This window comes from Fervidicoccus sp. SLHALR4, assembly GCF_058692745.1.
The window spans coordinates 313,330-324,552 of record NZ_CP182483.1 but is presented as its reverse complement, the minus strand read 5'-3'; the positions used below and the strand labels follow the sequence as shown (position 1 = coordinate 324,552).

The following is an 11,223-nucleotide window of genomic DNA, read 5'->3' as shown; positions in this document are numbered from 1 at the left end:
GAAGCTCGTAAATGAATGGTTATCAGCTCAAAGCTCTGCCAAGATGAGGAGCTTTTTCTTCGGAGGAGTGCCACGCATAACCTCACCATGGCTGTCTGCACTCCTCCAGATGAAAAGTATTAAAGGAAGCGTGGGGAATTATAAAAGAGGATAAAGATCCGCACAGAGTTTCGAAAATTGTGACTATATATTAAGGACCCCAAAAAACCAACGAAATTTAGAATTAAATTTAAAAAATAAGTTTAAAAACCAAAGAAAAATAGATTAACAATTCTGCAATGGTGAAAATAGCGATGAGCGCTACAATCTCTGTAGGTGAAGGGAGAAGAGGTACTGTTGCACACAATGTAAGTGAAGAGAAAAAGGGAGTATGGGAGGAAGCCCTGATTGAGGAGATGGTTTATCTAGTAGGCCATTTAGCACATGCAGAACAGCATCTCATGGAGATTGAGAGCCAACAGCAGATGCCCGCTATTGCACCAATGATAGATAAAATCCGTTACGCAAGAAAGCTTGTAGGAGAAGTTCTCTTTGAAACTCTTATTATAGGGAATGAGAAATCTGGAGACGAATTTAGAAGCAAAACTGAAAGCTTGTGGTGCACATTAAAGCACCTCTCGATGGCCCTAATACATTGCGATGAATCAGCCGAAAAGATCATGAAGAGGCTGATTGAGGCGGCAGAAAAATCCGCAGACAAGGAAACCATAAAGAACTCGGCTGAATGCCTCAGAAAGATGTATATCGTTCGAGAGACCATAACAGAGAAGATAAAGGAGCTTCTTTTTGAGACCCCCAAAAAGATCGGTGTTGCTGAGGCTATTCGGTGCCGCGAGGATCTGTGCTTAGAAGAAGAGGCTAAACCCTAAGCGTTGCAACCTCGCATTGACATTTTTGAGTAGCGGTGATTTTAGAATTTGGGGAATTGAGAGCTTTCGATTCGTGCTTCCCGCCCAAGGAAGCGATGAGCGCATTATGCTATTTTTCAATACCTTTTTTCAGTGCGAAAGGCTCGCATGATGCATCTGTGGCTGTGGAATGGAGTGCTCAGTTAATTTCAATAGAATCGGCATTGGATGCCTCAAAGCTATAGGAAAGAGACACGCAGGCGCTCTCCTAATCTTATCGCGGTCCCTTTAGTATTGCGGCAATTGAAATTAGATGATTGGACTACAAACGTAAGAGTCCAGAGGTCGAAAGTGCTCTCATATCTGAGGCATTCAGGCACTGCGCTGAGCTGCGAACTTGCATGAATGATAGAGAAATTAGACAGACTGCATCGAGCTTAGAAATGCCTTGAACTTTAAGAAACCGGATCCCGCATCTATAAAACTTCCAATCGAGCTCATCTCTTGGCTGCACCAGTGCTCAAATACCTAGAAACAGCCAAAATGGCGAAATAATCAATCAAAACAGCTGAAAAAGCTCAAATTTTGTAGCACATTAATCAGTCCGGCGGCAGCGTTTTCCGCAATGATTATGGCTAGAAGAATACAGAAATTCTAGTCGAGCGCAAATTCACCATCAATTGAAAGCCTTGAGCTGAGCATATATTTAGAAGTTGAGCGATTCACCCGGTTTCAAAATCACAACGCTGGTCTCAGGTCTCCTCTTCTTCACGAGTCCAGCGAACTCTTCGGGATCCGCTGCGATTGCGGGGAAAGTGTTGTAGTGCATGGGAACCGCTATTTTGGGCCTCAGCAGTTCAACAGCTTTAGCAGCCTCTAGGGGGCCCATTGTGAAGTGCCCTCCAATTGGAAGAAGCGCCACATCAGGCCCATACAGCTCACCTATGAACTGCATTTCAGCCACCAAGCCTGTGTCGCCGGCATGGTACAGGGTCTTGTGCTCTTTTTCGCCAATTACAACAACTCCAGCAGGATCTCCTATTGACGATGAGTGGTGAGCCGGAGTCAGAACCATTTTAAGCGAGCCAAACCGAGCCGGACCCCCTATGTTCGCCCCTACAGCTCTATCAGCGTCGCCTACTTCTCTTCCCAAGCGCTCTGCTAGCTCGAATACCGCGAAGACCCTTGCCTGCTTGTATCGTTTCATAAGCTCTACAGCATCACCGACGTGATCACCATGATCGTGCGTTACAATTATGAGATCCACGTTCTTGACTTCCTTCACAAATGAATCCACGGATCTGTGCGGCGATAATGGGTTTGTAATCCACGGATCGATCAGTGCGGTGAGCCCATCTAATTCCAGTTTGAACGCCGAATGGCCATACCATGTGAGCTTGGCCATGGATACGAGGCCCTCCTCCTAATCTACTCTAAGCAAGGAGACGGATTTAAATTCTTGCAGAAGCGTGTCCTTCGGTGCTCAATTTAATCGATAGAGGGCTCGAAAATTATCCCAGCGCAGGCGAAGTAGCGTGCCGCATAAACAAAAGAAATCCATCTGCCTCGAAGCATGTATGAAGCGAGCTGTGCTAGTTCAGAGCCTACACAGTCACATGAAGAATCAAAACCAGCGCTAACGATATACCAAGTAGAACCCCCGATAGGGTTATCATCATGGATGAACGAGTTTGTTATGGGTACTTACACACATTGAGAAGCTGGCAGATGAGGATCCAGAGAAATGAGCGGAACTTGAAAATGGATGGAAATTTAATCCTGAGAATAAATTGTCGCTATGCCTTTCTCATGCCAGCATTTCAATAGGAAGGAAACGAGCTTAGGGTTGTGAAGCATGAGGATCTCAGATAGAAAATGTTAATAATTAAAAAATTTATAATTAAAGAAAGAATTGAAAAAATAGAAATTTTTATACTGGGGGTATATGCTGTGGCAACGGAGGCATCAGATAAGGGGGAAGCCCGGAAGGGCGGGGGTATTAGCTTAAAGCTTTTCGCAACAGTTGCGATAATTTTGGCTCTCGCTGTATCAGCACTTGGATTCTATGCATATACCTTAAGGAATGCGAACAGCGACTTGAATGAGCAGGTGGCTGAGCTAGGCAAAAATTACACCTTGCTGAATGCTCAATACGAGTCCCTTAAAGCAAACTACACGTCTCTTGAAGCAAGCTGCACATCGCTGAATACCCAATACGGATACCTCCTCAATAACTACACTTCCCTTAAGGCAGATTACACGTCGCTTGAAGCGAACAACACCTCGCTGAAGAATCAATATGATTCTCTGTCAGCAAGCTATGCTTCACTGAATGCTCAGTGCAGCTCTCTGTTGATCAGCTATAACAGCCTTGGGGCAAACTTTACTTCGCAGTGCTATCTAAACGATTCTCTGCTAAGCAGCTATAAGAATCTTGAAGCAAGCTATGCATTGCTAAATACTCAATATGAATCTCTGTTGAGCATCTACAACAGCCTTGAGGCGGAATATAAAAACCTAGCAAATAAGTATAGCGAAGCCCAAGCTATCATATACCTTGAAAAAAGTGAAACCCTTGAGAAAGATAAGCACGTTCAAATCCCGGCAGGCAGCAACGTATGCCTTACATACAACTTAAGCTACACAGGCTATCTAGTAATAACATTCTCTGCTGTTGGAAACGTATACTTCTATGTAGGCAATGGGAGCTACTGGGTTAGGTATCCCTCTGGTTGCAATTCTCCGTCTGGTTGCCCTATTGCGGCAAGTTCGGGAAGCTTTATAGTGCCAGTGTTGCCCGGGACTACCTACGTCCGCATATACACCCCATCTATATATGCTGGATCAAACATTAACGATAACGGTGACGTACGTATACTGAGGAGGGGAGACAAATGCTTATTAAAAGTATAATGCAGCTTTTCCAAGCAGACCTCCTTGATTGTGTAGTTGAGCTGTGACTATAAAAAAGAATGGGAAAGAGGTACTCCTCACGAACTGGTTGCATACATCTTCTTAACTCATGGAAATTCTAAGGAGTCCCCTGTATGTAATGGCTTGAATCGTGTTCCAAATTTCTTCCTGAATTCTACTTGAGCATCGAACCCTGTGCAGTGTCCTCCATATACTGATTCAACACCCATTGAGTAGAGGGCGTCTACTGTTTTTGTTATTCTCTCCATAGGTGCTTCAATGAGGTGTAAGCCGCCAATAATTGCTGCAACTTTTGAAATGCCCGTTAACGCTATAGCATGTTTTGTTATGTTAACTATTCCCGCATGGCTGCATCCAGTAAGTATAACTAACCCCTCTCCCTTTACAGCTGCGATAACTGATATATCGTCTTCCATAATGTCTTGAACGACATGGTTTGAAGAGTCAATTGTCTTGAGTGGGATACCTACTTCTTCGAAGTCTGTTTGACGCGGCACGCTTCCAGTAGTTATAAGCCCGGGCATGAGCTGCAGGGGGTCTGCTGTGAGGAAAAGGATTGCGCCAAGTTTTTCTAGGTTTGATTTCGCATCGTTGGGCATTATCCCTACATGCCGTAAATATGGTTTATCGATGAAATTAAGCCTAAAGATGCTTGGGTGCGCTACGACAGGTATTCCTGATCTCCCTATTTTTTTAAGTACTTCACTTAGTCCTTGAGTGTGGTCGTAGTGGCAGTGGGTAAGCACGATAGCATCGATGCTCGCCGGGCTAATTTCCATAAGCTCCATGTTATGGAAAAGCACTTCAGGGCTCTGACCCACATCTATCAGGATATTCCTCGCGACGTTGTCTTTGCGGGCAGTTATATAGAAAGAAATCCCATGCGCACCCCAAAACGGGCTCTCGTACATCACAGTGTCTTCAACTAGAATCCTGACCCGAAGGGCGTCCAACATATCTATCTTATCTGCAGTCATGATGAAACGCCTACTTAAACCTCCTTCTTATAATATCAATAAACAGGAATAACACAATAGCAACGATTGTTGGAAGGAGCCATGCCAAGCCTTGACTTCCTAGAGGCATTGCCGCATTCAGCCTCGAGAAGGGCGTGTTTTCAAAGCCAAGACCTGATAGGAAATCGCCTATGCTGAAAAACATTGCTGTAATAACACCTGCTTGAGTAGCAAGCTTAACCTTAGAAAAGTCGGGAACGAGGAACATAAATATCATAACTATGAGGGCGGGATAGATGAGCATTAACCACGGAACAGTGTATCTTATAATTCTGGAAAGACCTAGAAGACCCAGTGAATAACCGACGATGTTGCTGGCTATTACGGTATACTTATACTTAATTTTACCCCCGCTCATTTGCTCAAAATTATCGCCTGCCGCCGACGTAAGGGCTGCAGATGTTGTGATGCAGGCTAGTGCAAGAAGGATGGCAAATACTGCTTTGCCGATATATCCTAAGAGTCCTTCCGCTATTCTAACGGTCAGTTCTCCGATATCCGCTGTAGGGAAGAGACTACCTGAGGAAGCGCCCAGATAGACTAGGCTAGTTGAAGTGAGGAAAAGACCGAAAGCAGCGAAACTTCCCGTCAGTAAGATTGTACGGGTTTGCAGTTTTGGATCTTCAATGCGTCGTAACTTTAATTCGTTAAGAAGCCAAAGACCGAAAATCGCTGCTCCTAAAGCATTCATTGTGTTATATGCGCTGGTTACGCCGTCGGTGAAGGCGGTGGCAGACCCTGTTGATGGAATTGGCGATAGAGGTGTGAGGATTCCCTTAATGGCTAAAATAACTATGAAGAGAATGAGTGCTGGAGCTAAATACTTACCTATTTTGTCCATGGCTTTAGGGCGGCTGTAGGCAATATAGTAATTGAAAGCGAAGTAGATAAGGAGGCTCACCCAAAGGGGGATCTGCGGGAAAAATTCTGCAACAGCCATCTCATGCGTGGCGGAGGCAACACGCGGCAGTATGAAGACAGGACCTATGATGAGGACTGCTAGCGTAGTATATGCAATCCCAAAAGCCTTCCCTAAAACTTTTGATGTAAGGCCGTAAAGAGAGGCTTTATGTATCGATATAATATAATAAACTAAAAGTACTAAGACACTATTCACGAAACCATATCCAAGTGCTGCTATAAGCCATGAAGCTCCTGCGCTTCTTCCTAAAAACGCTGGGAAAATAAGATCTCCTACTCCAAAGTGCCCTGAAAATATGGATGATGAAATGATAAAAAGGGCTGTGAGCGAAAGACCTAACTTCGCATTCTTGCTCATAAATTCACCTTAATGATGTGGAAAATATATAAACTTTTTTTAATTTTCTTAACACCCCTCTACTAGTCCTCTATTGCTGTTAATATAATGATGGTTATTGTTAAGGCTAACCATTTCCCGTTCTTTTTATCATAGGACTTTCCAGGACGAGTTGAGCCTCTTCTCCGCGCTTCACAGCGGTCACAGATGCTAAAGGCTACTGCTGTACATTATGTATCAATGAAGTAATGAATTGATGGATAATATGGTCAATCAAAGATTTGATTTCGACTTTTGTTAAAACTTTTAGCGATTCTGTCAAAGCAATGTTTAATTATTCTATATTGCCAAAATTATATAATATAACAAAATTATATGCATCAAGAGGAGGATATATGAAAGGAAGGAGCGTCGCTCTGTTCGCTCTCGGCCTGTTGCTGGCGCTCCTTGCATATCCAGTTGCCTTGTTTGTAAGCTTCCCTCTGGCTTATGCTTTCGCAGTTATAGCATTGATGCTGGGGGCAGTATTGGCGCTAAGAAGCCCTCGGAAGGTGAGCTGGTAATAGGTATGGTGCTTGCAGTGACCGCAGCCGCTGCTTTGGGGGGGAATCGCTTCTGCGCAAATGGCGTCAGCGATGCTTGAGAAGAGCGCTGAAAATATTGCAGGGTGCAGTGGGATAACAGCTTCTATAGGGCAGCCTGTTTCAGCAGGCTCGTGGAATGTGACAGTCCTTTCTGTCAGCACTCCTGACTACGTAAAAATACCTAATCTTGAGAAGCTAGAGAGCTCGTACTACATGCCTTCAGACTGCGGGAAGATCGTAGCTGTCAAGCTGAAGATCGAAAACATTGGAAAAGATGCGAGGAGCCCCTCAGTTATACGGGGCTTCAAACTGGTAACAGATGCGCATAAGGTCTACAACAGCACATACTACCCCGGGATCCCCGTGCTTAATGTGATTAGCGAAGTTCAGGCGAAGGCGCTTGCTGTCGAACCGCAGATCGATCAGCTGGCCGATAAGCTTGGTGTTAATTGGATAGTGGAGCCTGGAGCATCGGAAAAAGGATACGTAGTTATCGAGATTCCGGCCAATGAAAAGCCTGTGGAGTTCTGCTACAGCATCGGCATAGGCTGCTGCGTCGCGGTTAAGCTAGGATAGCCTTTTTTCATCCTGTCTTTTTCCCATTTGAAGCAGTTAGAAAAGACTGAAAGAAAACGATCAAGCTTTATATAGGAGTATCCGCATATTTATGCGACAGGAAGCAATTAGAAAAGACTGAAAGAATCATTTCCACGGGTGCTTTCAACGGGTGCGCAGGGCATAGTTTTCGGCCCAGTCCCCTCCAGGAGGCTCGGAAGGAGCCTCGGAGTGAACAACCTCCCACCGAAGACGTGCAGCTACTCCTGCGTTTACTGCCAGCTCGGCCGCACGACCAGCTTCACTGCATCGAGGAGGGCCTTCTACGATCCAAACTTCATAGTGAGGAGCATTGAAGAGAAGCTGAAGAGCTCATCCCCAGACTACGTAACTTTCGTTCCGGACGGAGAGCCTACGCTTGACATCAACCTCGGGGCGGAGATAAGGGGCATAAGGGAGCTTGGAGCAAGGGTCGCTGTGATAACCAACTCGTCGCTGCTGTGGATGGAGGATGTCCGGGAAGACCTCACGGCTGCGAGCTGGGTCTCCATCAAGGTCGACTCCCTCGATCCCGAAGTGTGGAGGAGGATAAACAGACCCCACCCAAGCCTGAAGCTGGAGAGGATCCTCGACGGGATCAATGAGCTCGCGCGGGAGTACAGGGGGACGCTCTGCTCCGAGACAATGCTGGTGAAGGGGATCTCAAAGCTGGAGGACCTCGAGGAGACCTCTCGCTTCCTCGCAGAGCTGGGCGTGGCAAAGGCATACATTGCAGTGCCGACGAGGCCCCCAGCTGAGCCTTGGGTCGAGCCCCCTGACGAAGAGTTCATCCTCCAGACTCACCAGCTGTTTTCTGAGAGGCTTGGGGATGAAAGAGTTGGGCTGCTCCTCGGCTATCCAGAGGGGGAGTTCGGCTCGGGAGGCTCAATTGAAGAGGAGCTCCTCTCCATACTCTCCGTTCACCCGATGAGGAGGAGGGAGGTGGAGAGGCTGCTGGAAAAGAGCGGTGCTCAGGCGGAGCTGGTCGAGCAGCTCGTGCAGTCTGGAGAAGTCGTGAAGCTTTGCTACAGGGGGGAAGAGTTCTACATGAGGAAGCTGCCTGGCAGGAGCCCCTAGCTTTCTCATCGCCTCTTTCATCCTTCTCTTACCGCTTCTGCTCTCAGTGAAGTCAATTCGACAGATTATGGCAAATCTCTGCAGGAGCTTTAATTGAACCAACAGCATTGTAAGGAATTCCTGCATGATCCTGGAAAGCGATGCAGGTTCTTAGTCTTGCTAATTTTAAACATGATTAAGTGATTAAAGGCGAACGCGGGCGCCTATAAAAACTCTTAGTTTTGCTAAATTTTAACAGGCGCATCTCAATGAAAGTCCTGGTCATAAGCGACATCCACGCGAATTATGAAGCTCTCAAGGCAGTCCTGGAAAGGGCGGGAAGATATGATGATGTGCTCGTGCTAGGAGACTTAGTGGACTACGGCCCAGATCCGGAGCTCGTTGTGGATCTTGCAAGATCTCTCGGTGCTAAAGCTATTAGGGGGAACCACGATGAAGCAGCAGCCTATGGAATTGACTGCAGGTGCGGCCCCGAGCTGCACGAGCTCAGCGTCTACACGAGGAGCAGGATAACTGCCTCGAAGCTTTCCCGCGAAGACCTCGAATATTTGAAGCTGCTTCCAGAGAAGATGGAGCTCACATTCTCGAGCAAGAAGGTCCTCATAGTGCATGGAAACCTCCAGTCCCCCCTCTACGGCTACACCTACCCATGGCTGAAAGACGAGGAGCTCTGCGGCCTCTTCAGCCCGAAGAGGCAGGTGAGGCTCTCCTCCAGGGGAGAATGTGAGGAAACTGGGCAGGACTACATATTCATTGGCCACACACACCTCCCATTCCTTAGGTCTTCCCCCTTCTTCAAAATAGCGAACCCGGGAAGCGCAGGTCAGCCCAGAGATGGGGATCCGAGGGCTTCAGCTATGCTGTTCGATCCAGACGAGGAGAAGGTAGAGTTTTTGAGGGTGCAGTACAGCATCGATAGGGTGGTAGATAAGCTCAAGCTCATCATCGATGACAGCAGGTTCCTCAATCAAGTGACCTCTCTGCTCAGGACCGGAAGAGTCACCCCCGATCGGTGATAGTTTTTAATCTTGCTATTCTTTAAACCACTATAGCAGGGGTTGCTGCATGAGCCTGGAAAGCGGCGCAGGTGGGCACCACCGGCACCACGGGCAGAGGAGAATGCTCGAAGAAAGCACAGTTCTCGGTTTCCTAGATGAAGCTCTCAGAGGTAGCTGCTCGGTCATAGACCTTGGCTGCGGCGATGGATACTTCACGAAGATGTTCCTGAAAAAGTGCAGCAAGGTTGCATGCGCAGACCTAGATGATACGCACTTCGGGGAGCTCAGCAGCATGGGAATCGAGACGTTCAAAGCTGACATATGCACTTTCAATCAGGGTACATACGATCTTGTCTTCATGTCCAATGTCTTTCATGGCCTCGTGCGTAGCTGCGGAGAATCGTTCTATGAGAACCTGCGTCAGCTAAGCAGGAAGTACGTAGCCATACTTGACTTCAAATTGGATACGCCCTTCGGTCCTCCTAAATTCATGAGGATACCGAAGGAGAAGGTGATAGAAATCCTCCAGCCTTGGGGCTTCAGGTTTGTGAAAGAAAAAGATCTGGGGACTCACTACTTCCTTCTCTTCGAAAAGATCTGAACCACCTGTGTTTTTAAAATCAAGTGGATGGTAGCCAATAGGCAAGTCGAGTTTTGTTACAGCCGAAAGTTTGCTCTTCAGGGCGGGAGGAGCTCAGCCTCGAATTGGTCATGGAGCTGGGAAAACTGAAAGAGCAAAATCAAAAAAAGTTGGAAGCTGGATCCTTCTAACTTAGAGATCATCAGCCAAGCGACTCCACATAGCTGATGAACTCCTGGGTGCTCGTGAACTCTCTGTATTCGCTGTCCGAGTATATCGCATATACGCTCCCGTTCGTATATCCTTGCTGTCTCCAGTAGTCGAAGAACTCCTGGAGGGCGACAGAAGCATCCTTCGGTGTTAATTCCCCATTGAGGTTCGTGTAGTATCCTCCGGCTGGATCGAGGATTGCCAGCTTTCCCCCCTCCGCTGGAAGCGCTACGGCAGCGTGGGCAGCGTCGTCGAATGATACCAGCATGACCCAAACATAGTACTTCCCCCCACCGTAGGCCGATATCATGCTCGCCAGGAGATTTGCCATATCCTCACAGTCGCCAGTCCTCTTAGCCAGAGTTTCGTTGGGGAACCTCCAGTAGTCACTGAACCACTCAAGCTTCCCGCCAATGCTTGGAAGCAGGGGCTCTGGAGAGTCGTATGAGTAGTAGATGTTTTCGTTTACCCAATCATACAAGCTGTAGACATCGTCCCAATATTCGGTCCCTTTCAATCTTTTCTAATTGCTTCAAAGCAGGACTATTGCGACTCTGTTGCTACTTGATTGCTCTTAGTCTTGCTATTTTTTAAACATATTCTGTTAGGGACTTAGACGGAATCTTGGTGATCTCTTAGTCTTGCTAATTTTAAACTATGTTCAATTATACTCTGTTTTCAGCTTTATATTTTTTGCCCATAAATTTTCGCTATGAAAAAAGAGCATGCATGCTGGAAAACTCTAGCTTGACATTTCGGAGTGAAAGCATAAGCGTTCTAATATTAGACATAGCTCTTCCTGACCCAAACAATTGTTAACTTCTTCTCCGCACACTTACCTTCAAGATATTGTGCTAGACAATATGCCTTAAGAAACAAGTAGCTGTAACGCTCTTCTTGGTCTTTCTTTGCCTGAGCGTCAAGTAACTGTATAGCCATTTTTAGCTTCGATCACATCTTCCTGTTCAAGCTCCCCATCTTCTCCTAATGGTAAAACCCACAGCCCTAACCTCGTTTAAAATTAGCGAGACTAAGAGATTTCACTTATCGGGCAGAAGAGCTCCTTAGCAATGCAAGCTTCAGAACAGCCTGGAAGAAATCTAATGGAGAGATAAAATCTTTGC

Annotated in this window: 11 protein-coding genes; 7 read left to right on the top strand and 4 right to left on the bottom strand. The window is 46.6% G+C overall.

The window, feature by feature from the left end; genetic code table 11:
• Window positions 1–293: 293 nt before the first annotated feature.
• Complete coding sequence (locus tag ACLGLO_RS01690) at window positions 294–869, top strand: hypothetical protein (RefSeq protein ID WP_492128680.1); 576 nt, start codon at window positions 294–296, stop codon at window positions 867–869.
• Window positions 870–1,554: 685 nt separating this feature from the next.
• Here the strand turns inward: ACLGLO_RS01690 and ACLGLO_RS01685 are convergent.
• Entirely contained in the window at window positions 1,555–2,253 is a 699-nt protein-coding gene (locus ACLGLO_RS01685; protein ID WP_492128679.1) for a metal-dependent hydrolase, read from the bottom strand.
• 470 nt (window positions 2,254–2,723) lie between these two features.
• On the opposite strand from ACLGLO_RS01685, the gene ACLGLO_RS01680 reads away from it, so the two are divergent.
• Window positions 2,724–3,761: a hypothetical protein gene (locus ACLGLO_RS01680; protein ID WP_492128678.1), complete on the top strand. Its 1,038-nt coding sequence runs from the start codon at window positions 2,724–2,726 to the stop codon at window positions 3,759–3,761.
• A gap of 107 nt (window positions 3,762–3,868) precedes the next feature.
• On the opposite strand, the gene ACLGLO_RS01675 is transcribed toward ACLGLO_RS01680, so the two are convergent.
• Window positions 3,869–4,759, bottom strand: a complete 891-nt coding sequence (locus ACLGLO_RS01675; RefSeq protein ID WP_492128677.1) for an MBL fold metallo-hydrolase — start codon at window positions 4,757–4,759, stop codon at window positions 3,869–3,871.
• Between the two features lie 10 nt (window positions 4,760–4,769).
• Window positions 4,770–6,077: a branched-chain amino acid transport system II carrier protein gene (locus ACLGLO_RS01670; RefSeq protein ID WP_492128676.1), complete on the bottom strand. Its 1,308-nt coding sequence runs from the start codon at window positions 6,075–6,077 to the stop codon at window positions 4,770–4,772.
• 374 nt (window positions 6,078–6,451) lie between these two features.
• On the opposite strand from ACLGLO_RS01670, the gene ACLGLO_RS01665 reads away from it, so the two are divergent.
• The 5 genes from ACLGLO_RS01665 (at window position 6,452) to ACLGLO_RS01645 (ending at window position 9,910) form a co-directional block, all read left to right on the top strand.
• The gene (locus tag ACLGLO_RS01665) at window positions 6,452–6,619 is read left to right on the top strand and encodes a hypothetical protein (RefSeq protein ID WP_492128675.1); all 168 of its coding nucleotides are present in this window, start codon (window positions 6,452–6,454) and stop codon (window positions 6,617–6,619) included.
• 60 nt (window positions 6,620–6,679) lie between these two features.
• Complete coding sequence (locus ACLGLO_RS01660; RefSeq protein ID WP_492128674.1) at window positions 6,680–7,216, top strand: DUF4352 domain-containing protein; 537 nt, start codon at window positions 6,680–6,682, stop codon at window positions 7,214–7,216.
• A gap of 138 nt (window positions 7,217–7,354) precedes the next feature.
• Window positions 7,355–8,311: a radical SAM protein gene (locus ACLGLO_RS01655; RefSeq protein WP_492128673.1), complete on the top strand. Its 957-nt coding sequence runs from the start codon at window positions 7,355–7,357 to the stop codon at window positions 8,309–8,311.
• A 248-nt stretch (window positions 8,312–8,559) separates the two neighbouring features.
• Window positions 8,560–9,327, top strand: a complete 768-nt coding sequence (locus ACLGLO_RS01650; RefSeq protein WP_492128672.1) for a metallophosphoesterase family protein — start codon at window positions 8,560–8,562, stop codon at window positions 9,325–9,327.
• A gap of 49 nt (window positions 9,328–9,376) precedes the next feature.
• Window positions 9,377–9,910 (top strand): class I SAM-dependent methyltransferase, encoded by a 534-nt coding sequence (locus tag ACLGLO_RS01645; protein WP_492128671.1) that lies wholly within the window; start codon window positions 9,377–9,379, stop codon window positions 9,908–9,910.
• Window positions 9,911–10,091: 181 nt separating this feature from the next.
• On the opposite strand, the gene ACLGLO_RS01640 is transcribed toward ACLGLO_RS01645, so the two are convergent.
• Window positions 10,092–10,616, bottom strand: coding sequence for a transglutaminase-like domain-containing protein (locus tag ACLGLO_RS01640; protein ID WP_492128670.1), 525 nt, complete (start codon window positions 10,614–10,616; stop codon window positions 10,092–10,094).
• Window positions 10,617–11,223 lie beyond the last annotated feature (607 nt).